Raw genomic sequence first — 21,762 nt, 5'->3', positions numbered from 1 at the left:
ATATGGATGGGGTCCAAGTGTGTGCGAATCGTTAAGGCCATCGCCGTAAGAGCAGAGCGTCCAAGTTCGTGGCGAAATCGTTAAGGCCATCGCCGTAAGAGTAGGGGCCTCCAGTGAGTGCGAGTGTAAAGACCATCGGCGATTGAGCCTTCTCGCCGGATAGGTGTTCAATAGGTCTCATAGGCGGAGAACAAGAGGGTTCGTAACATCCAATCTAAGAAAAAGGACACGCTTTCCAAAACATAGCGGTTTAGGCGCCAGAGACGAATGGCCCAAGCTTTAATCAACAAGGTTTTATTGACGGCACTGTTTTTATTTGAGGAAACGATGCAAATTTCCAAGATCCGTTTTTCTACAGGAATTGTACATGAGCCAGCAAATTGGCAGTTTTCTAGGATATGTCATTTTGGTTCTCTGCCAGTCCTTGTTTTAACTTGTGCTTTCCTCATTTTGAAGGTCAATCAATTCACCGAAACTTTTTTCCCATACTTCCGTAATACAATATAAGAGAATATAAGAAAGGAACGTGGAGGTATGAGTTTAAAGAGGATATATTCTGTCATCGGCATGGCTGTAGCAGGGATCGTTCTGACTGTCTCCTTGTTTACATCTTGGTACACGTTAGGAGAGTCGGACCAGGCTGTTATACTGACATTTGGAAAAGCAGAAGATACGGTCACAGAGCCTGGACTCCATTTTAAGCTGCCTTGGCCGATACAGAACGTAGAAAAGCTGGCCCGCGAAACGATGAGCCTTGAGTTTGGTTATAAAGAAGAGAACGGCAAAAAGGAAAAGTTCTCGGATGAAACAAAAATGATTACAGGTGATGAAAACATCGTCTATGCCGATCTTGTTGTACAATGGAAAATTACGGATCCGAAAAAATACTTATTCCATTCCGAAAACCCGAAAGAAGTTTTATACGATGCGACATCCGCTTCTTTAAGGAGCACTATCGGCAGTTCAAAAATAGACGATGCTCTAACTTCCGGAAAAGCGGAAATTGAAGGAAGCGTCCGGGAATTACTAACCTCCCTGATGGATAAATATGATATTGGGATTTCCATTTTGGCGGTCAAATTAAAAGATGTGGAATTGCCCAATAAAGAAGTACGCAGTGCTTTTACAGCCGTGACCGATGCCCGGGAAACGATGAATACGAAAATGAATGAAGCAAAAAAATATGAAAATCAGCGATTGAATGAGGCGGAAGGTGAAAGAGCAGCCATTATGCATAAGGCTGAAGGGGAGAAAGCGGCCCGTTTGGAAACAGCCCGCGGGGATGTAGCTGTTTTTAATAAATTATATGAACAATATAAATCCAGCCCGGAAGTAACGAGGGAGCGGCTTACAATTGAAACACTCGAGCAGGTGTTGCCCGGTGCCGAAATATATATTATGAACGACGATGGCAGTACAATGAAATATTTCCCGATTCGGCCATTGGAAAAAGAACAACAGCCGAAAAAATCCGATGAATCGAAGGGAGATGAATAATATTGGACAAAAAAGTGGTCGATTTTAATGAGCGCAAGCCTGTGGATATTCAATGGCGCAAATATACGAAAATAGGTATCTTTATTCTTATCATTATTTTATTGCTTGTACTACTTCTTTCAAGCTTGTTTATCGTCAGAGAAGGCGAATATAAAGTTGTCCGACAGTTTGGTGAGGTAGTAAGAATCAAGACAGAGCCGGGGCTTTCCATGAAAGTGCCATTTATCCAAAGTGTCTCCACTTTGCCGAAATACCAAATGACATATGATGTTTCCAGTGCAGAAATTAATACGAAAGATAAAAAACGGATGATCATTGACAACTATGCCCTCTGGAAAATCGTTTCTCCTAAAAAAATGATTACAAACGCGAGAACGGTAGAGAACGCGGAATCAAGAATGGAAGAGTTTATTTACTCTGTCATCCGAACCGAATTGGGCCAACTGAATTATGATGAAATCATAAATGACGAGAAATCGTCACGGGGTAGTCTGAATGACCGAGTAACAGAAAAGGTAAATGAACTTCTCGCCAATGATGAATATGGAGTCGTTGTAACAGACGTCCGCATGAAGCGTACGGACTTGCCAAATGAAAACGAGAATTCCGTCTATACGAGAATGATTTCCGAGCGAGAGTCCACAGCCCAGGAATATTTATCAAAGGGTGACGCGGAAAAGAACCGAATTACCGCGGAAACGGATCGGAAAGTTCGTGAAATGCTCTCCAAAGCCCAGGCAGACGCGGAAGTAATCCGCTCCGAAGGGGAAGGAGAAGCTGCTAAAATGTATAATGAGGCTTTTTCAAAGGACCGGGAGTTTTATCAACTATACCGTACTCTTGAATCTTACAAGAAAACGATCGGAGAAGATACTGTGATCGTTCTTCCGGCTGATTCCCCATATGCACGCCTGTTGATGGGCTACACACAATAAAATAGCACGGTCTTTATCTTCTGGTGAAGCAGAATCCGACCGTCACGTTGGAAAGTTCAGACAAGCGACGTCCTCAAAAAAACTTACGACGCTGTTGTGATGCGGTTCCGCTTGCGCTCGCACATCCTGTATGTTGCGCCAGCCCCATGAAAAAGAAGGATATTTCTTCTTGTGATGTGTCGCCGCTCTTTTCTTGTCCTGTCGGCCTGAACGAACCGATTTTACTGGCGGATAGCCTTTTTCGACTTACTTTAGGGTTAAGAGTATTGCTGCGAGATAAAGCGGGATAAAGGTGGCCGTCGGACTTTTGGACCGGCGGCTTTTCTTCATAAAAGAAACTTTCTTTTACAGCCACATTCATTTAGTATTTCTCCTCTCTTTATCATCTTCCGAAACGAATTTTTCACTTTCACCATTCCACGTGCTAGAATAAATATATTGATATGTTGGACGAGCTGGAACATTGGGAGGGTTTGTTTTGAAGAAAAAATTAATGCTGATCGACGGAAATAGTGTCGCCTATCGCGCTTTTTTTGCGTTGCCGCTGTTGAACAATAACAAAGGCGTATATACGAATGCGGTATACGGTTTTACCACCATGCTGATGAAAGTCCTTGAAGAGGAACAACCAACACACATCCTCGTCGCATTTGACGCGGGAAAGACGACTTTTCGGCACAAAACATTTCAAGAGTACAAGGGAGGACGGCAAAAAACGCCACCCGAATTGTCCGAGCAGTTGCCGTTTTTACGTGAACTGTTGAATGCTTATGGTATTAAACAGTACGAATTGGAAAATTATGAAGCGGACGATATTATCGGTACGCTGGCTGTCGAAGCGGAGAAAGATGGATATGAGGTTAAGGTTATTTCGGGTGACAAAGATTTGACGCAACTCAGCACGGATCATGTCACAGTCGGGATTACGCGAAAAGGTATGACGGATATAGAGAACTACACACCCGAGCACGTGATGGAAAAGTACGGGCTCACTCCTGGACAAATCATTGATATGAAAGGATTAATGGGAGACCAATCTGATAATATCCCTGGTGTTCCTGGAGTTGGAGAAAAGACGGCCATAAAACTGTTAAAAGAATTCGGGACATTGGAAGCCTTGCTCGACTCGATAGACCAGGTGAGCGGCCCCAAACTGAAGGAGCGTTTAACGGAGCATAAAGATCTGGCCATACTGAGTAAAAAGCTTGCTACGATTGAAACCGCGGCTCCAGTAGATATTTCAATGGATGAGATAGAATACAAAGGTTACGATCCAGCCGACTTGAAAGCAGTGTTTCAAGAACTGGAATTTAATTCTCTGTTGGACAAAATAGAAGGTGGAGATTCGCCTGAAGAAAGTACAGAATTAAAACAAGTCGAATTTACAACTGTGGAAACGATCAATGAGGATCTTTTCTCAAATCAAATGGCTTTTTACCTGGAAGTACTCGAAGAAAATTATTATACAGGTGAAATTGTCGGGTTCGGGCTGGCGGATGAAAACGGACCGGTGTTTTTACCGGCAGATATCGCCTTGCAATCAGCGTCCTTTAAAAAATGGGCTGAAGATGATACACAGAAAAAGTTGGTTTATGATGCAAAGCGCTCCATTGTAGCGTTAAAAAGGCGCGGCATTGAATTAAAAGGCATCGAATTTGATCTGCTGCTGGCGTCTTATTTGCTGAACCCTTCCGAATCAACAACTGATTTTGCGGGAGTAGCCAAACGCCACGGCTTCACGGATGTGGAAACAGATGAAGTTGTTTACGGCAAAGGGGTCAAGAGAAAAGTAGCAGAAAAAGAAGCGCTCGGCGAACATTTGGCAAGAAAAGCGCTTGGGATTCATGCTTTATACAAAACATGTCTCGATGAATTAAAAGAAAACGAACAGTTAAAATTGTTTTACGAGCTGGAGCTTCCGCTGTCACTTGTCTTGGCGAAAATGGAATACACAGGTGTAAAAGTGGATGTCGGACGGCTGAAAAAAATGCGTGGCGAAATGGCGGAGCGGCTTACTGATATAGAAGCCAAAATTCATCATTTGGCCGGACAGGAATTTAACATTAATTCACCGAAGCAGCTCGGGGTCATCCTCTTTGAAAAGCTTGGACTTCCAGTCATTAAAAAAACAAAAACAGGCTATTCCACAGCTGCGGATGTTTTGGAGAAGCTGGCACCTTCACATGAAATCATCCAGGAAATTTTAAACTACCGCCAGCTTGGAAAGCTGCAATCAACTTATATTGAAGGTTTGCTTAAAGTGGTACAAAAAGACACCGACAAAGTACACACCCGATTTAACCAAGCTTTAACACAAACAGGAAGACTCAGCTCTACAGATCCCAATTTGCAAAACATTCCGATCCGGCTTGAGGAAGGGCGGAAAATTCGCCAGGCATTCATCCCGTCCCAGAAAGACTGGGTGATTTTTGCAGCGGATTATTCGCAAATTGAATTGCGTGTCCTCGCCCATATTGCGGAGGATGAAAATTTAATCGAGGCCTTTCGCCAAGATATGGACATTCATACAAAAACTGCGATGGATGTGTTCCATGTCAGCAAAGAGGAAGTCACCCCTAATATGAGGCGGCAGGCAAAAGCAGTAAACTTTGGAATCATATACGGAATCAGCGATTACGGTTTATCGCAAAACTTGGGAATTACAAGAAAAGAGGCCGGAAAATTTATTGAGCGCTATTTGCAAAGTTTTCCGGGTGTGAAAAATTATATGGAAGACATCGTGTTGGAAGCAAAGCAAAAGGGCTATGTATCCACTCTTTTGCACCGGAGAAGATATATACCTGAAATTATGAGCAGAAATTTTAATGTGAGAAGTTTTGGCGAACGAACCGCCATGAACACCCCCATTCAAGGGAGTGCGGCCGATATCATTAAGAAAGCGATGGTCGAGATGGCGGAAAAACTGGAAGAAACCGGGCTTCAAGCGCGCCTCCTGCTCCAAGTGCATGATGAGTTAATCTTTGAAGTGCCTAAAGATGAGATAGAAAAATTAAAGGTACTTGTACCAAGCGTCATGGAAAACGCGCTGGAGCTGAAAGTTCCGCTGAAAGTGGACTATGCGTACGGACCGACATGGTACGATGCTAAATAAGGTGAAACAGCAATCAGCTGGGAGGCCCACCCCAGGATGTGGGGGAATACAGGCCAGGCAGTACCACACGGTACGGCGCCAGCCGCATTTTCCCATTGATAGAAATAAAATCGAAAGCCGCTATTGGCAAGTGTAAGCAGCGACGTCCGCTTTACTTGTACGCTACATCCTGGACCTGTACGTCGCAAGGCCTTTGTCGACTTCTTGAATAATTGGACACTTTTACTGGGTGAGATGTGTCACTGTCGAAGTTTTTTCCTGTCCTGTCGACTTTTACTGGCGATAGCTCCTCCCATTTCCAATCTTGCTTTACCGGGAATTCTTGAAGTGAGGGGGCTTGTTGCCAGTTAATGCTGGATAAGGCGAAACTTCAATCAACGTGTGTTTTATTTGTGAAACCACTCGAGCTATGCTGGGAGATGCTCCTCACTTTACCAATTGAAGTGGAAGTCGTACTGCCAGTTAATGCTGGATAAGGAGAAACTTCAATCAACGTGTGTTTTATTTGTGAAGCACTCGAGCCATGCTGGGAGATGCTCTTCACTTTACCAATTGAAGCGGAGGTCGTACTGCCAGTTAATGCGGGAAAAAAACAGAACCAGAAAGACAACGGGGGGAAGGATCGATGCCGGAATTGCCTGAAGTGGAAAATGTGTGCCGCTCTTTATTAAAGCTGGTAAAGGGGAAAACAGTGGAAGATATACACATTGGGTGGCCCAAAATCATTCATTATCCACTGGAAATCGAGCAATTTCAAGACGCGTTGCGCGGGCAGACGTTTCGTGGACTTAATAGAAAAGGAAAGTTCCTTGTATTTGAATTGGATGACTATTCGCTTGTCTCCCATTTACGTATGGAGGGGCATTACAGCGTTCATAAAAAGGGTGATCCATCCGATAAGCATACACACGTTGTGTTTTGTCTGACGGATGGAGAGGAATTGCGTTACCGTGATGTCCGCAAGTTCGGGACAATGCATTTGTTTAAAAAAGGGACGGAGCAAGGCCAGCTTCCGCTCTCCAAGTTGGGGCCAGAGCCTTTTTCCGCTGATTTTTCCGCCGAATATTTAATGGATCGTCTCAAAAAAACCGACCGGATCATCAAGGCGGTACTACTCGATCAAGCGATCGTCGCCGGCCTCGGGAACATATATGCGGATGAAGTCCTGTTCAGAGCCGGCATTCACCCGTGCCGGAGGGCAAAAACGATAACGGAAGAAGAAGCGCGGGTGCTGACAAGCCAAATGATTGAAACGCTGAACGAAGCCATAGAAGCCGGAGGGAGTTCTGTCAATACGTACATGAATTCTCTAGGCTTGGCCGGCTCATTTCAAAATAGCCTTCACGTTTATGGAAGAAATGGCCAAGAATGTGTAAGCTGCGGTACACTGCTTGAAAAGATCAAAGCTGCGGGAAGAGGAACCCATTTTTGTCCATCATGCCAAATAATTGAATAAATGCCTTGAGGTGTGTTACGCCCAAATGTGATTAACCATCAGCCAGCTCATTTCATATACTGATTTACCGACATTGAAGGGAAAGGAGCTGGCCGATGAGCTACATCTCTCTTTTATTGCTGGCGGTTGCAATCAGTTTGGATGGATTGGGCACCGGATTCGCATATGGCCTTAGGAAAATGAGAATACCATTTAAATCCATTATGATAATCGCATTTTGTACCGCCCTTTCGCTTGGCATCGCCATGTTGTTTGGGCAGTTCATTCAAAGTTTTTTATCGCCGCTTGCTGCCAGCCGGATTGGCGGCATGATATTGATTATCATCGGCAGTTGGATCATATTTCAATTTTTTAGATCAGAAATAGAACATTCGGGGTCGCATGAGAAATTTGAATTTAACTGGGAAATTAAATCGCTCGGCATTGTCATTCACATTTTGAAAAAGCCGACACGAGCAGATTTTGACAGTTCGGGCACGATCACCGGACTGGAAGCGATCATGCTTGGTGCCGCCCTTTCTCTTGATGCTTTTGGGGTGGGGATCGGTGCGGCCATGCTTGGTTTTAGTCCTTTGCTTTTATCCGGGGCTGCTGCCTTGTCAGGTGTTCTTTTTTTAAGTGCCGGGCTTGCTCTTGGCAAGTTATTCTCTCATATGAAAGCAATGCAAAAAATCACTTTTTTTCCGGGGTTATTACTCATACTAATTGGCATTTTAAAAATGTAGTGGAAAGAGGCTAGTTTCATGGCATTGATCATAGGTTTAACCGGAGGAATCGCAAGCGGCAAAAGCACTGTTTCCCAAATGCTTGAACAACGCGGATTTACAATAGTTGATGCAGACCTCGCGGCAAGAAAGGTTGTTGAACCCGGAGCATCCGCATATAAGCAGGTGGTAAGTCAATTTGGCGAGGGCATTATACAAAATGACGGGACACTCAATAGGGAAAAGCTTGGAACTATTGTATTCAATGATGAGGAAAAAAGAAAGAAGCTGAATGCCATCGTACATCCCGCTGTTCGGGAAAAAATGAAAGAGTGGCAGGAAGCGGCCATTCAAAACGGAAAAAAAACAATCATTTTGGATATTCCGTTATTGTTTGAAAGTAATCTCCTTCATATGGTCGATAAAACGATTGTCGTTTACGTTGACGAAGAAACACAACTCCAAAGACTTATGGAAAGAAATTCGTTCAGGGAAGATGAAGCCCGGGCACGGATCGCATCGCAACTGCCATTAAGACAGAAAAAGGAAATGGCCGATGCTGTGATTGATAATAATGGTTCGCTCAGTGAAACAGAAAGACAAGTCGAAGACCTCATTAAAAAATGGAAAATGGTACCTTAAACAGGAGTGGATGGGCGCTCTTGTTTTTGGTTAAGATAACAGACACATTTTATTGTTCCTTTTTATGATAATTATGTTATACTAATTACGATAATATGAAATTACAGTATAACACTATATAGGGGGCTCCCGGTAATGATGAAGGCTAATGTTGCGATTAATGGATTTGGCCGTATTGGCCGCATGGTATTTAGAAAAGCGATCATGGAGGACCGTTTTAATATCGTGGCGATCAATGCCAGTTATCCGCCTGAAACGCTTGCCCATCTTATTAAATACGATACAACTCACGGAAAATTCGAGGCTGATGTGCAACCGAAAGAACAAGCCCTTGTAGTTAACGGCAAGGAAATTACATTGTTAAATAACCGCAATCCTCGTGAACTTCCGTGGGATGAATTGAATATAGACATTGTCATTGAAGCGACGGGAAAATTTAACGCTCGTGACAAGGCTGCAATGCATCTTGAGGCCGGTGCCAAAAAAGTCATCTTGACCGCGCCAGGGAAAAATGAAGATGTTACAATTGTGATGGGAGTAAACGAAAACGACTTAAACATTGATAAGCATGACATTATTTCAAATGCTTCCTGTACGACTAACTGTCTTGCGCCTGTTGCAAAAGTACTGGACGATTCATTCGGAATCGAGAATGGTTTAATGACAACTGTTCATGCTTATACAAATGACCAAAAGAACCTTGATAACCCGCATAAAGACTTGCGCCGTGCCCGAGCATGCGCTCAATCCATCATTCCCACAACAACCGGGGCTGCAAAAGCTTTGTCGCTTGTCCTCCCTCAATTAAAAGGGAAGTTACACGGAATGGCACTTCGCGTACCAACACCAAACGTATCGCTTGTAGATCTAGTTGTGGATGTAAAACGCGAAGTAACCGTACAAGAGATCAACAATGCGTTTAAAAAAGCGGCCAATGGTTCTTTAAACGGTATATTGGAATTTACAACAGAACCACTCGTCTCGATTGATTTTAATACAAACCCGCACTCTGCGATTATTGATGGACTTTCCACAATTGTCATGGAAGGAAAAAAAGTCAAAGTATTGGCTTGGTATGATAATGAGTGGGGATACTCTTGTCGTGTAGTGGATCTCGTTACTTATGTAGCATCCTTACTAAACAAAAAAGAAGTAAAAGCTGGTTAATTTAGGGTTTTCTAAAAAGCCCTTAAAATCAATCAGGCGGAAAAATCTGTTTGATCTGCACCGACCTGTTGAAATGAGAAACATAAAACACCTTCGGACGTGTATGTTAAAATAACATGCGCCATTCCGAAGGTGCTTTTAGTAAATACGGCATGAAATTCTTTCAAGGTCAACCTTGCCATCAAGTGTGAAAAATCGCAAAAGCGGTTACCAAACCCGACTAATCGTCCTTATCCAAGAGAGAAAATCGTAAAAGAGTTCATCCATCTATTGTTCATCGTCCCGTCCAAGGCAGGAAATCACAAAAGCGGTCACAACCCCCTGCGAACAGCACCTCAAGAAAAATCGCAAAAGCGGTTACCAAACCCCTGCGAACCGCACCTAAGAAAAAAATCGCAAAAGCGTCCCAAACCCGGCTAGTCGTAGCCGTCCAAGGGAAGAAAGCCCAAACCCGGCCATCCATCTGTTTTATCGTGTCCGTCCAACGAAGGAACTCGATAAGCTTCCACCAATATAAAGCCTGTTCGAAAAAGCTTCATCAATGTAAATAGCTTTCCGATAATAACGGGCAACATTGGCCAGCCTCTGCTCTTCATTACCGATTTTCCTTCTCGTCTTATACCTCAATAGCAGGATGCTATATGAACCGTCATTAGCTGGATGGCCCAAATGCTTCAAATGGATAAATGCGGAATTTTACTTCGCCAATCACAGCATCATAAGAAATGAGCCCGAATGTACGGCTATCCTTGCTGTTTAAGCGGTTATCGCCCATCACGAACAACATTTGTTCCGGAACCTTGGCTTTTCCAGTTTTCTCCTGTAAAGAAAAGTCCTCGGTCAGTTTGTGAAATGGATTGTTTTCTTTATTTTCCGTTAAATACGGCTCCTTGAATCGCTTTCCATTGATATAAAGAGTGTCATTTTTCATTTCAATGCTGTCTCCCGGAAGTCCAATGACACGTTTAATATAGTGCTCATCTTCGTTATCCGGCGCATCAAAAACAACCACATCAAACCGTTGAATTTTGGAGGTTTTGCTAATGATTACCTTGTCGTGATCCTCAAAGGAAGGCGACATGGATTCTCCAAATACAGTGATGGGCGAGAAGAGAAATTGTCTGCAAACAAGTGTGATAATAACTGCAAATGCGAGTGATTTCATCCAGGAAACTATTTCTTCCTTAGTGCTTTCTTTCAAAGGACTCCCCCTCCAAATTTCCTATTTATATATATTTACTGTACCATATCAATCCGTATAAACAAGATATTTTATGTATCATTTTTCCTTTTATGCTGTTTTACTGAAAAGCTTTTCAAGGCAATCCCCTGCCTCCCGTTTTTCTCCTTTTTCTTTCCTCTTCAATTGCTGTATAATGGGAGAAGCACACTGGAACGGAGCTGAGAAGATGAAATGTCCTTCATGCAAGCATAATGGTACACGTGTCGTAGACTCGAGACCGGCGGACGAATGGAGGTCCATCAGAAGAAGAAGGGAATGTGAACGCTGTTCCCACCGCTTCACCACCTTTGAAAGAGTCGAAGAAATGCCTCTAATCGTCATTAAAAAAGAAGGGATACGTGAAGAATTCAGCCGTGAAAAAATTTTACGCGGTTTGATTAGGGCTTGTGAAAAACGCCCTGTCACCCTTGATCAGCTTGAAAAAATTACAAATGACATTGAAAGCGAACTGCGCCGTCTGGGCCAGCCTGAAGTGAAATCCGAAATAATCGGAGAAATGGTTATGGACAAGTTGGCAAAAGTGGATGAAGTGGCATACGTCCGCTTCGCTTCCGTATATAGACAGTTTAAAGATATTAATGTATTTCTTGACGAGTTAAAAGAATTGATTAAAAAAGATTAGTGAAAGTGTGTTTGGCGTGAAGCAATATTGGAATGAAGTTCAGCCTGTCGATAGTCTTTTTGTTACAATGAACGGTGTACTCCATGAATATGATAAGAAAGTGATTTCACTTTTATACCAGCCTCTTATCGGAGTAGTCAGTACAAATTTATACAATACACTTACATATGCCGTGGAAAAAAACAGCCTATCTTCAAATGAATGGAACCATTATCAACTGATGAATTTAATGGAACTCAACTTGGAAGAAATTTACGAAGCAAGATTAAAACTGGAAGGGATCGGACTTTTAAAAACTTACAGAAAAAGCACCGATGAAAAAAGAGCCTATATTTATGAACTTCAGCCCCCGTTATCTGCCGAACAGTTTTTTACAGATGGTATGTTAAATATCTATCTTTATCAAAAAATAGGCCACACTCACTTTATGAAACTGAAAGGCCAATTTTTGGAAAAAAATATAAAATCTGCTGAATACAAAGAAATTACCCGCACATTCCAAGATGTGTTTACTTCAATGAGCGTTGAAGCATTGCATTCAGGAAAAGGTGAAAAGGCGAGCGAACCTGAAGAGAACACTTCCTTTGTTCAGCGAAAAACGGCGGAGCCGATTCGAATTTCTGGAAATCATTTTGACTTTGATTTGTTATTATCAGGTTTAACAACTTCTATGGTTCCCAGAAAACTGTTGACGCCGACTGTAAAAGATACGATCAAAAAGCTGGCGTTCCTTTACTCGATCAACGAGGTGGAAATGCAAAAAATCATTCTTTCCAGCATGACAGCAGATGAAACGATTGATCTCGATGAACTGAGAAAATGGGCACGTGACTGGTATCAAATGGAAAATGAAGATATGCTTCCGCAATTGGTCAACCGGGTTCAGCCGCCGAATCTGCGTGAAAGCGAAGGGCCAGGAGATACCAAAGAGAGTAAGTTGATTTACTATTTGGAAACAACATCACCCCGTCAGTTATTAATTGATCTATCGGGGGGCGCACTGCCGGCAATGTCTGATTTGACTGCTGTAGAAGATGTGATGCTTGGCCAGAAGCTTGACCCTGGAGTCATAAATGTGCTGATCCACTATGTCATGTTAAAAACAGATATGAAGCTGTCCAAAAATTATATGGAAAAAATCGCTTCCCATTGGGCCCGAAAAAAAATAAAAACAGTCAAAGCGGCGATGGAATTGGCGAAAAGCGAACATCGCCAATATCAATCATGGGCAAGCAGCAAAAAAGACGGGAAGGAAGCACGGAAAAAACCAATTCGAACGGAAATGCTTCCCGACTGGTTTCTGGATGAAGATCAAGAACAAGTCCCAACAAGCCAGTCACAGACTGCAAAGGGTTCCGATAAACTGGATGAACGTCGCCGCAGATTGAAAGCCATTCAACAAAAATATCAAAAACAGGGAGGTGAAAAAGGTGGAACGAATCAATGATACATTAAGCAGGCTTTCCGGGGGAGAGGCTTTTAAAAGAAGGTTTGAAGATTTGAAGCAGGAAGTGCTACATCATCCCGATGTCCAAGCGTTTATCAGAGAAAACGCGGGACACGTCACGAGAACCATGGTCGAAACCAACTTAATCAAGCTTTACGAATACATATCCCAAACAAAAAATTGCGCGGATTGTCCGGATCTTGCCAACTGTATGAATATGATGGAGGGATATGAACCTTCTCTCGTCATAAATGGCCAAACGATCGAGGTTCATTACAGGCCATGTGCCAAAAAGCTCATTGATGACGAGCGAAGAAAAACAGAAAGATTGATTAAGAGCTTTTATGTTCCGAAGGATATATTACAAGCCTCCTTTGCCGATTTTTCTTTGGACAGCCCCGGCAGGATTGATGCTTTCGAATATGCGGAAAAATTTGCCGCCGAATTCGACCCGCAAAAGAAAATGAAAGGTTTGTTTTTATATGGAGGTTTCGGTGTCGGTAAATCTTATTTGTTGGGGGCAATTGCCAATCAATTGGCGGAAAAAGGGGTGTCCTCTTTTATCGTTTACGTCCCGGAGTTTTTCCGGGAAATGAAACAATCACTTGGCGATCAAACATTGAGTGAGAAGCTGGAGCTTGCCAAAAACGCGCACATCCTGATGCTTGATGACATTGGCGCGGAATCGATGTCAAGCTGGACGAGGGACGAAATTCTCGGCTCTATTTTGCAATACCGCATGCACGAACATCTTCCAACCTTTTTTACTTCTAATTTTGATTTTCAAAGTCTTGAACACCACTTAACTTATACCCAACGTGGTGAAGAAGAGAAGATGAAAGCCAAACGGATTATGGAGCGCATAAAATATCTTGCCAAGCCGATCAAACTTGATGGACCGAACCGAAGACATAAATAAGCTTGCATTCACCGGCCTGTCAAAAATAATAAGCCTGCCTCCACCGTACTGTCAAAAAACAGCCTGTATCCTGACTATGCTTTGTGAAGGATGCAGGCTGTTTTCAAGCTGCCCGCAGTGTAAAGTTAGGCCGCAGGATACATCTCCTGCTTCGTTTTGAATTGAAAACTCCAGGTATTTTCCATGTGCCAGATCTTTACGGTTCCAAATGGCGATCTTTAAACGTGGTTGCAAGTCAAGTCAAAAAACGAACTGCGCCATGTTTAAGCTTATTTCCAATGATTCCTTCTGGAGGAAAATCAAGCCCGACAAAAGCCCAGACAAACAAAACGGCAAGCCAAAGCCATGTTACAGATCGTGTTATCCCAATGAAATGAATAGTTGCTACTTGGCGAAAACGATGAAAAGCTGGCGACTTTTCCCACAAAGATCTCGCAATCCCGTTCCGCAGCTTTTTAACGGCGCCATTCCCAGTTAAATCCATCGCTTTTTTCATTCATTGGCATAGCGTGGACGTGCCCTCCATATACATATATCAGTGCAGTAAAGTTTTTGAATGAGGAGGGGGCCGTCTTGGAACTCATTTTTTTAACTGAAGAGGATGCTTGTCAGTTACAATCTTTCTTTACCAAAACGGGCGTACATTTATCCTATACAAAACAACAAAACCGTTATGTATTCTTTTTTCCGCGAGACGAAAACACGGATCGTTATGCAGAAGCTTTAACGGACTTTATTATAAATGTAAAAAGAGCCGAATTTTTGGATAAGATGTTGTCCACTCACTTTTTTTATGAGAATGAAGAGGAGCGCATACAAATTATCGACATTGTTACAGCGATGTGTTTGGGGAAACGAAAAGAACTGACGGCATTTACAGGCAAGATGAATGAGCATTCCATTGTTAAACAAGCTGTAATCGCCGTTTTTGAAACAAGTGATGCCGTTTTGTTTGATTCTTTGTTAACGTTTCGGCTGCAAGATTATTATGATGCGCTGAAGAAATATTTGTGTGTTGCCATTGATGAATATAAAATGGAGCAGGATTATCAAATGTTTGTTAGCATGCTCAGAGACTATTTACACAAGCAAGAGCCGAAAAAAAAGCTCGTTCACTTGTCACTAACGGACCCTGTATGTTTTTACGATGAAAACTCCAAAGTCATGACAAGGGATGAAGTCATGAAACTGGTGGATCGCCGCCTATTGTTCAATCATCCTGTTTATATTGACTCAGCCGTGATCGCTCCGCTTCTTTCCATCGCGCCTAATGAAATTTTACTTTACACCGATTCTGAGGAAAAAGCGATTATCCGTACATTGTTAAACATTTTTGAAGAAAGATTGAAAATTCTTCCTCTTGCCGATTTCCGTAAATGATCAGTCAACCCCTTGCATTTCCTCAAACAACGATCTATAATAACCTACATAATCATATCATGAAAAGGTTATGACAAGGACATGAGTGTTCACTTACGGTTTACAGAGAGGGAAGATGAAGCTGGGAGCTTCCCAACACGATTTGAATGCTTACCCCCTTGGAACTCCATTCTCGAATTTACAGTAGTGAATGGCGGAGACTTCCGTTACATCTTCTGAAAGTCATTGGCTGTTTGCCAATGAGAATTAGGGTGGAACCACGTGAACAAACTCGTCCCTTTCTGGGGGGCGGGTTTTTTTTATTTTGGAAAAGGAGAGGATAGCATTGACTGAACAACTACAAATTACTTTTCCGGACGGAGCGGTGAAAGAATTCCCAAAAGGAACGACAACTGAAGAGATAGCAGGGTCAATCAGCACGGGTTTACGGAAAAGTGCGATAGCCGGTAAACTGAATGGCCGTTTGCTCGACCTGCGGACACCGATCCAGGAAAATGGAAGCATTGAAATTGTCACGGCGGGCAGTGAAGAAGCACTGGAAATATTGCGCCATAGTACAGCACACTTAATGGCCCAGGCGGTTTCGCGGTTATATCCGGGCGTCAAACTCGGTGTCGGTCCTGTTATTGAAGGCGGGTTTTACTATGACATGGATTTGGATCATTCCTTGACACCTGAAGATTTGCCAAAAATTGAAAAAGAAATGAAAAAAATCATCAGTGAAAATTTGGAAATCGTACGGAAAGAAGTGGAGCGAGATGAAGCGAAAAAGCTTTTTTCCCATGATCCGTACAAGCTGGAATTGATTGACGCCATTCCGGAAGAGGAAAAAGTCACGATCTATGAGCAGGGTGAATTTTATGACTTGTGCAGGGGCGTACATGTTCCTTCTACAGGGAAAATAAAACAATTCAAGCTGTTAAGCATTGCAGGCGCATACTGGCGCGGTGACAGTAATAATAAAATGCTTCAACGCATTTATGGAACGGCGTTCTTTAAAATGAGCGAGCTTGAGGCCCATCTCAAAATGCTGGAAGAAGCAAAGGAGAGGGATCACCGCAAGATTGGAAAAGAGCTCAGCTTATTCACAAACTCGCAAAAAGTGGGACAAGGGTTGCCGCTTTGGTTGCCAAAAGGAGCAACGATCCGCAGAATTATCGAACGCTATATTGTGGATAAAGAAGTGGAGCTTGGCTATGACCATGTCTATACACCTGTTTTGGGCAGTGTCGATTTATATAAGACAAGCGGCCATTGGGATCATTATCAAGAGAACATGTTCCCGATCATGGACATGGACAATGAACAGCTTGTCTTGCGGCCCATGAATTGCCCGCATCACATGATGATCTATAAAAATGAAATCCACAGTTATCGCGAATTGCCGATTCGAATAGCGGAACTCGGCACGATGCATCGCTATGAAATGTCAGGCGCGCTTTCCGGCCTGCAGCGGGTTCGCGGCATGACATTAAATGATGCCCATATCTTTGTCCGGCCCGATCAAATCAAAGAAGAATTTATCCGGGTTGTTCAATTGATCGAAGAAGTATATCGGGACTTCGATTTAAAGGATTATTCATTCCGCCTTTCGTATCGTGATCCGGAAGATACGGAGAAGTACTATGATGATGACGAAATGTGGGAAAAAGCGCAGGCGATGCTGAAAGAAGCGATGGACGACTTGAACCTCGATTATTATGAAGCGGAAGGAGAAGCGGCATTTTACGGACCGAAACTGGACGTCCAAGTGAAGACGGCTCTCGGAAAGGAAGAAACGTTATCCACTGTACAATTGGACTTCTTGCTTCCTGAAAAGCTGGACTTGACCTATATCGGAGAAGACGGGAAGCAGCATCGTCCAGTTGTGATTCACCGCGGCGTCGTATCAACGATGGAACGATTTGTCGCATTTTTAATTGAGGAATATAAAGGTGCATTCCCAACTTGGCTTGCGCCTGTACAGGTCGAGGTGATTCCTGTTTCGCCGGATGTCCACTTCGACTATGCCAAACAGGTCACCGATACATTGAAAGCGAACGGCTTCCGTGTTGAAATGGATAAGCGCGACGAGAAAATTGGCTATAAAATCCGGGAAGCACAAATGCAAAAAATCCCTTATATGATCGTTGTGGGCGATCAGGAAGTAAGCTCTGAAACAGTCAACATCAGAAAATACGGCGAGAAAAAAACAGAAACGCTTCCGCTCCGGCAATTTATCGAAGAACTGAAAGAAGTTGTAGAAAAATATCAGTAACCGCCGCTTGAATCAGCTACTAGCAATTACCCGGGAAATCATGGTAGTACAGAAATCGGACGATTGCAAGACAACCAATCATATCGCTGGCAGGTTTTAAGTGGCGGGAATAGCCTTTCCTTTACAGCTCCATTAGAAAAAAGGACGTTCGCCGCCTGTATGATAAGCGAAAATCACCGGGAGTGGGTTTGATCATTGTATGAGGATCATTCCTCCACATTCAGGAGAGCGGTTGTGGAGGTTTTGTCCGAGAGAAAAAATAAGGGCTGTTTCGCCAAATCAGATTTCACTGATTGCGGAACAGCCCTCTTAAAATGGCCGTGGACCGGCAAGCTCGTGCCCGTCAACGGCGAATTTGCCAACACGGTCACCAGCCGGCCGAGATCGAGTTCCGAGTTGGAAGTGTCCAATAGTCGTTTTTTCGGCTTTTGAACGATTTCAGTCAACAGTATTGCACATGACCAAGGGATCCATTTTACAGCTTTTGTCGATTTTTTGAGTCGTTGGTTTGGCTCGGTATTCGGGAATGTCAGAGCCTACTCCAGTTTAGCAGAGGTTTTTGCGTCTCCAACCTTATTTTCGATCTTCAAACTCTTTCTTCGTTCCGTTTTTTAATACATAATCGAGTTCAAACTTCGTATAATTGTCATCGATTTGAAATGTATCGAAAATTTGTTGCATCGCTTCCTCTTTCGTTGTGTTTTCATCCAGGTGGATGTCTTGCATTAATGTATAAAGCGTTTGAAAAGCCTCTTTTCCCTTTAATTTTTTATCATGGACGGAATCTTCCAATTCCGCACGATAGCTCGCACCGTTGTCATTTACTTCATATTCGAAGTCATATTGCATATCAGGCGCATAATCTATTTCCAGGCTGAACTTGGTAAAAGGGATTTCTTCCATCATTTTTTGTTCATCCATTGCTCTCACATTTCCGTCATCCGAATTATTGCCGCTTTCGTCTTCCCTTACAACGTCATCATTCGTATTAGCGGATTTATCGTTCGCAGACTGTGTTAATTGCTCCTTCGGATGGTTGTCAATGGAAGGATCATCAGAGCAGGCGGCCATTCCAAAAACGGATAAAGATGTTAAAAATACGTAAAACCACTTTTTCATATTGGCGATCTCCTCCAAAACGCATTTGTTATAAAAAGTTTTTCCCATTTCTTTGGAAATAAACATGATTGCGATAGAAACCTTGTAAGGAGATCAATTTTATCATTGTCATTTGCTATTTCAGGGCGTCATTGGGCTTATTCCTTTATCAAGGATTGGCCACGTTTTTTAATTGAAAAGGGCAGATACCCCATAAAGAATACCACCGAGATAAAAGGCAAGCCAGACGATTGGTCATCGTATAAAAAGGTAGCTCACTATAACCTATGATAGCAATGCCAATCATTTGACAGAAGATAAACATCGAAAACAATAAGCATGTTGGTGAAAAAATCCGGTCATTAATTCAGACGGTCAACCCCGCCAGCAAAAAATAACAGCCCATATAAAAGAGATCAATATGAAAAAAAGGCATCTTTTGATCATCCATACGCCTTCTTCGAAATACTGCTGTATGAAAAAAACAGCCAACAACCTGTAAAGATGAAAGGTAAAAATCGTATTCATGAATAAGGCGCATCGTGCAAGCGCCAGGAATGGAAAGCCGCAGCAACTGAATATCGAATGTACAAATGAATCAGCTTAAGCCTTGGGGAACCTCTTTTAAAAGCGTGAGATACCCATCCATCAAACGGGGACAAACTGGTCGGCCCACTGGCTCATCTGATAGGACACGCACAATCATATAGGAATGTTCTTCGTGCATTTGTACAACTTCTTTAGTCGCAATCACTTCATCTAACTCCGCAGGCGGAACGTACAATTCATATGTGCAATGCGCAGCTTTTTCTTTGAGTGTTTCCGGACTGCCTTCAAACAACACTTGTCCATCGCGAATAATGCCAATTTTTGTACACAGAAATTCAATATCTTCTACAATATGCGATGAAATAATAACAGTGTGACGCTGCCCCAACTGCTTTAACAGGTTGTGAAAGCGCACACGTTCTTCCCCAACAAGACCTGCGGTCGGTTCGTCAAAAAGCAGGATCGACGGCTTGCGAAGTAAAAGCTGTGCGATGCCGACACGCCGGCGCATTTCATCTGATAATTCCCGGATTTGCTTATATAAATGATCGGTTAAATGGACTTGCTCCGCAACCTCTTTAATTTGTTTGTGGTATGTGGCAGAGAGCTCGCTTCCTTGAAGGATGGCAATATGTTCAAGCACATCATACATCTTGAGCTCCGGGTAAATCATCAAGTCATGGGGCAAAAATCCAATACGATTTGTACGTTTCACATAAGTGGCTGTACTGATTAATTCCTCTCCAATGAACACGCTTCCAGATTGAAAACTTGCCAATCCCGCCAATATTTTCATTAACGTTGTTTTGCCGGCCCCATTTGGTCCCAATAGACCATACACACCTGAGAAAGAAAGGGACACATTCGATAATATGGGCTGTTTTTTAATGATCTTTGTCAGTCCTTGAACCTGAATCTCCAACGAGCTTCACCTCTTTCCTAAATCCAACGCCTGATTCCGTTTTCTCGTACCATTTTTTAGAAATTGCTGCTGGGGGCAAACATCCAATTGATAAAGTTCATTAGCTTCCGAATCGAAAATTCTACGATTGAACAAGAAGATGACAGAACCCCAAAAAGGAACACTGGTGTTGGAGACCGCTACCAGATGTAGAAAATTGATGCTTTTGCTGAGCATTGCCGATCTCAATAACAGTTTTCGTAATTCTGTAGCTATTCGCAGTTGTGATGAACTAAATCGAGCTTGAAAAATTAATAATTTACTTCTGTAAAATGTTTCACATAAAAAAGAGCGCGCTTCATGTCACGTAAGGAAGAAGAAATTCATACGCCATCCGTTTTTCTTATATTTTGTTTAAATTATGACATAGTTACTATTCGATTTCACCGTAATTCAAGTTGCGGATTTCCGTAACATATTTGCGCTCAATGGACGATCGAGCTTAAGCGAAATTCTGTTGATATTTGCTAGAAGAAAAGCAAATATATGAAAAAAGACTTACTTTCACATAGCAACCTTTTGCCTATTACGTCATATACCGCAATATGATTTGCGGATAACCGCAAGGAAGGTTGCGGCAAAATTCCGCTAAATGTATTAAAATATACATAATAGGAACAATTTACTAGCGGGGAGGAGGAAAGTTGACCAGTGTCGAAGACAGAATCGTACACTCAATAAACTGGATCGTAGATCAGGAAATTCAACAAGAAGATTTAAAAGAAACACTCAAAAAATATGTAGCTGCCCAATCTGCCAAAGGATTTCCTTTTGCAGAACTGACAATTTTACACTATCAAATGCTCAATGGATCGGAGCTGGGCGAAGTAATCCCTGTGGCAGCCGCGATTGAACTATTGGTGTTGTCTTTTGATATCTTGGATGATGTAGAGGATGGTGATGACGATTTAAAGCTTTGGATGCAGGAGCCCAGCGTGGCGTTAAATGCATCTACCGCAATGATTTTTTTATGCGTACATGTCATTAGAAAATCAAAATTGCAGAATAAAGAAAAAGCCGTATCTATCCTCTTGGATTACGCGCTACTTGCCATTAATGGGCAGCATATGGATCTTCTGGGCCATTGCCGCACAGAACAGGATTATCTTGAAATGACGTTAAAAAAATCGGGGGCATTGGTATCGCTCGCTTGTTTGTCCGGGGCCGTGTTGGTCCGTGATGATTATCCGCAAGAGATAAGACAATATCCCAAGTTCATAGGATTGATCGGTCAATTAAATAACGACCTCTCAGATTTAAAAACTTGGGAAGGAAAGAACGATTTATTAAATAGAAAAATGTCGCTTCCTATCATTTACTTATTACATCTTGATGGAAATGACGCGGACATAATTCGTGCTTATTATCAAGGCACGGTTGAAAAAGAGGAACTGCTGGGCAAGCGGGAGCAAATAAGCAAATTGATCATAGAGAGCGGAGCGCTCCATTATACTGAAATTATGAAAAAAGTGTATCAACAACAGGCGAAGAGTCTGCTGGACAAGCTGGATGTCGAACGCAAATATATTCATCAACTATCTGACTATATAATTTGATAGAAAGGGGAAATAACAATGATAGAAATGGTACAATACTTATTAAACAACCCGGATATTTTAGTCAAGGTGAAAGAGGGCAGTGCGAGTTTGATTGGCGTGAATGAAGAACAACTAACAGCAATCAAGGATGTTTTCTTTGGAGAAAGCATTGTCCCCAAAGCACGTTTTTGGAAATAAAATCCTTGCATGGAACAGCCCGGTTATCTAAGGTGAT

At 42.6% G+C, this 21,762-nt stretch carries 20 protein-coding genes and 1 other annotated feature; of the genes, 14 read left to right on the top strand and 6 right to left on the bottom strand.

Translation table 11 applies throughout. From position 1 onward, the window contains the following. Positions 1–534 precede the first annotated feature (534 nt). Both hflK and hflC read left to right on the top strand, forming a co-directional pair. Positions 535–1,497 carry an FtsH protease activity modulator HflK gene (hflK, locus tag JOC94_RS08445; RefSeq protein ID WP_077110099.1) on the top strand — a complete coding sequence of 321 codons (963 nt, stop codon included), beginning with the start codon at positions 535–537 and terminating at the stop codon, positions 1,495–1,497. Then, a complete protein-coding gene (gene hflC, locus JOC94_RS08440; protein ID WP_077110100.1) occupies positions 1,497–2,432 on the top strand; it encodes a protease modulator HflC in 936 nt (311 codons plus the stop codon). The genes hflK and hflC overlap by 1 nt, the downstream gene beginning before the upstream one ends. A gap of 73 nt (positions 2,433–2,505) precedes the next feature. On the opposite strand, the gene JOC94_RS08435 is transcribed toward hflC, so the two are convergent. Next, positions 2,506–2,793 carry a hypothetical protein gene (locus tag JOC94_RS08435; RefSeq protein ID WP_077110101.1) on the bottom strand — a complete coding sequence of 96 codons (288 nt, stop codon included), beginning with the start codon at positions 2,791–2,793 and terminating at the stop codon, positions 2,506–2,508. 117 nt (positions 2,794–2,910) lie between these two features. Here JOC94_RS08435 and polA point away from each other — a divergent pair, with 117 nt between their 5' ends. The 5 genes from polA (at position 2,911) to JOC94_RS08410 (ending at position 9,513) form a co-directional block, all read left to right on the top strand. Continuing rightward, on the top strand, positions 2,911–5,544 hold the full coding sequence (gene polA, locus JOC94_RS08430) for a DNA polymerase I (protein WP_171973817.1): 2,634 nt from the start codon (positions 2,911–2,913) through the stop codon (positions 5,542–5,544). A 625-nt stretch (positions 5,545–6,169) separates the two neighbouring features. Further along, the gene (gene mutM, locus JOC94_RS08425) at positions 6,170–7,000 is read left to right on the top strand and encodes a DNA-formamidopyrimidine glycosylase (RefSeq protein WP_077110102.1); all 831 of its coding nucleotides are present in this window, start codon (positions 6,170–6,172) and stop codon (positions 6,998–7,000) included. Between the two features lie 95 nt (positions 7,001–7,095). Then, complete coding sequence (gene ytaF, locus JOC94_RS08420) at positions 7,096–7,725, top strand: sporulation membrane protein YtaF (protein ID WP_077110103.1); 630 nt, start codon at positions 7,096–7,098, stop codon at positions 7,723–7,725. An 18-nt stretch (positions 7,726–7,743) separates the two neighbouring features. After that, entirely contained in the window at positions 7,744–8,346 is a 603-nt protein-coding gene (gene coaE, locus JOC94_RS08415) for a dephospho-CoA kinase (protein WP_077110104.1), read from the top strand. Between the two features lie 138 nt (positions 8,347–8,484). After that, the gene (locus tag JOC94_RS08410) at positions 8,485–9,513 is read left to right on the top strand and encodes a glyceraldehyde-3-phosphate dehydrogenase (protein WP_077110226.1); all 1,029 of its coding nucleotides are present in this window, start codon (positions 8,485–8,487) and stop codon (positions 9,511–9,513) included. A gap of 416 nt (positions 9,514–9,929) precedes the next feature. Here JOC94_RS08410 and JOC94_RS08405 read toward each other — a convergent pair whose 3' ends face one another. After that, positions 9,930–10,109, bottom strand: a complete 180-nt coding sequence (locus JOC94_RS08405) for a hypothetical protein (RefSeq protein WP_077110105.1) — start codon at positions 10,107–10,109, stop codon at positions 9,930–9,932. Positions 10,110–10,165: 56 nt separating this feature from the next. Beyond that, positions 10,166–10,714 carry a signal peptidase I gene (lepB, locus tag JOC94_RS08400; RefSeq protein ID WP_077110106.1) on the bottom strand — a complete coding sequence of 183 codons (549 nt, stop codon included), beginning with the start codon at positions 10,712–10,714 and terminating at the stop codon, positions 10,166–10,168. 208 nt (positions 10,715–10,922) lie between these two features. Between lepB and nrdR the strand changes: the two genes are divergently transcribed. The 5 genes from nrdR to thrS all read left to right on the top strand — a co-directional run bounded on the left by nrdR (position 10,923) and on the right by thrS (position 17,381). Continuing rightward, positions 10,923–11,378 carry a transcriptional regulator NrdR gene (nrdR, locus tag JOC94_RS08395; RefSeq protein WP_077110107.1) on the top strand — a complete coding sequence of 152 codons (456 nt, stop codon included), beginning with the start codon at positions 10,923–10,925 and terminating at the stop codon, positions 11,376–11,378. A 16-nt stretch (positions 11,379–11,394) separates the two neighbouring features. Next, complete coding sequence (locus tag JOC94_RS08390; protein ID WP_077110108.1) at positions 11,395–12,825, top strand: replication initiation and membrane attachment family protein; 1,431 nt, start codon at positions 11,395–11,397, stop codon at positions 12,823–12,825. Next, positions 12,809–13,744, top strand: coding sequence for a primosomal protein DnaI (dnaI, locus tag JOC94_RS08385; RefSeq protein ID WP_077110109.1), 936 nt, complete (start codon positions 12,809–12,811; stop codon positions 13,742–13,744). Before JOC94_RS08390 ends, dnaI begins: the two co-directional genes overlap by 17 nt. Positions 13,745–14,317: 573 nt before the next feature. After that, positions 14,318–15,124 (top strand): putative sporulation protein YtxC, encoded by an 807-nt coding sequence (locus JOC94_RS08380; protein ID WP_077110111.1) that lies wholly within the window; start codon positions 14,318–14,320, stop codon positions 15,122–15,124. 61 nt (positions 15,125–15,185) lie between these two features. Next, positions 15,186–15,406: a binding site (T-box leader), on the top strand. Positions 15,407–15,449: 43 nt separating this feature from the next. Further along, positions 15,450–17,381 carry a threonine--tRNA ligase gene (gene thrS, locus JOC94_RS08375; RefSeq protein WP_077110112.1) on the top strand — a complete coding sequence of 644 codons (1,932 nt, stop codon included), beginning with the start codon at positions 15,450–15,452 and terminating at the stop codon, positions 17,379–17,381. Between the two features lie 206 nt (positions 17,382–17,587). Here the strand turns inward: thrS and JOC94_RS08370 are convergent, their stop codons facing one another. The 3 genes from JOC94_RS08370 to JOC94_RS08360 all read right to left on the bottom strand — a co-directional run bounded on the left by JOC94_RS08370 (position 17,588) and on the right by JOC94_RS08360 (position 19,950). Beyond that, positions 17,588–17,827: a hypothetical protein gene (locus JOC94_RS08370; protein ID WP_139345564.1), complete on the bottom strand. Its 240-nt coding sequence runs from the start codon at positions 17,825–17,827 to the stop codon at positions 17,588–17,590. Positions 17,828–17,954: 127 nt separating this feature from the next. Further along, positions 17,955–18,500, bottom strand: a complete 546-nt coding sequence (locus tag JOC94_RS08365; protein ID WP_171973818.1) for a YusW family protein — start codon at positions 18,498–18,500, stop codon at positions 17,955–17,957. Between the two features lie 577 nt (positions 18,501–19,077). Further along, the gene (locus JOC94_RS08360) at positions 19,078–19,950 is read right to left on the bottom strand and encodes an ATP-binding cassette domain-containing protein (RefSeq protein ID WP_077110115.1); all 873 of its coding nucleotides are present in this window, start codon (positions 19,948–19,950) and stop codon (positions 19,078–19,080) included. 683 nt (positions 19,951–20,633) lie between these two features. Here JOC94_RS08360 and JOC94_RS08355 point away from each other — a divergent pair. Beyond that, on the top strand, positions 20,634–21,545 hold the full coding sequence (locus JOC94_RS08355; RefSeq protein ID WP_077110116.1) for a class 1 isoprenoid biosynthesis enzyme: 912 nt from the start codon (positions 20,634–20,636) through the stop codon (positions 21,543–21,545). Between the two features lie 18 nt (positions 21,546–21,563). Beyond that, positions 21,564–21,725, top strand: a complete 162-nt coding sequence (gene comX / locus JOC94_RS08350; RefSeq protein ID WP_083717317.1) for a competence pheromone ComX — start codon at positions 21,564–21,566, stop codon at positions 21,723–21,725. Positions 21,726–21,762: the final 37 nt, after the last annotated feature.

This window comes from Siminovitchia thermophila (assembly GCF_016909185.1).
In the GTDB taxonomy this organism is placed as follows: Bacteria; Bacillota; Bacilli; order Bacillales; family Bacillaceae_C; genus Siminovitchia; species Siminovitchia thermophila.
The sequence above is the reverse complement of the archived record's forward strand: the minus strand, read 5'-3'. Positions and strand labels throughout refer to the sequence as shown.

Excerpts from the sequence above, each read along its gene's own strand:
- JOC94_RS08435 (WP_077110101.1), bottom strand. The coding sequence starts at position 2,793 with ATGAATGTGGCTGTAAAAGAAAGTTTCTTTTATGAAGAAAAGCCGCCG.
- JOC94_RS08405 (WP_077110105.1), bottom strand. The coding sequence starts at position 10,109 with ATGAAGAGCAGAGGCTGGCCAATGTTGCCCGTTATTATCGGAAAGCTA.
- mutM (WP_077110102.1), top strand. The coding sequence starts at position 6,170 with ATGCCGGAATTGCCTGAAGTGGAAAATGTGTGCCGCTCTTTATTAAAG.
- ytaF (WP_077110103.1), top strand. The coding sequence starts at position 7,096 with ATGAGCTACATCTCTCTTTTATTGCTGGCGGTTGCAATCAGTTTGGAT.
- hflK (WP_077110099.1), top strand. The coding sequence starts at position 535 with ATGAGTTTAAAGAGGATATATTCTGTCATCGGCATGGCTGTAGCAGGG.
- coaE (WP_077110104.1), top strand. The coding sequence starts at position 7,744 with ATGGCATTGATCATAGGTTTAACCGGAGGAATCGCAAGCGGCAAAAGC.
- comX (WP_083717317.1), top strand. The coding sequence starts at position 21,564 with ATGATAGAAATGGTACAATACTTATTAAACAACCCGGATATTTTAGTC.
- nrdR (WP_077110107.1), top strand. The coding sequence starts at position 10,923 with ATGAAATGTCCTTCATGCAAGCATAATGGTACACGTGTCGTAGACTCG.
- JOC94_RS08365 (WP_171973818.1), bottom strand. The coding sequence starts at position 18,500 with ATGAAAAAGTGGTTTTACGTATTTTTAACATCTTTATCCGTTTTTGGA.
- JOC94_RS08410 (WP_077110226.1), top strand. The coding sequence starts at position 8,485 with ATGAAGGCTAATGTTGCGATTAATGGATTTGGCCGTATTGGCCGCATG.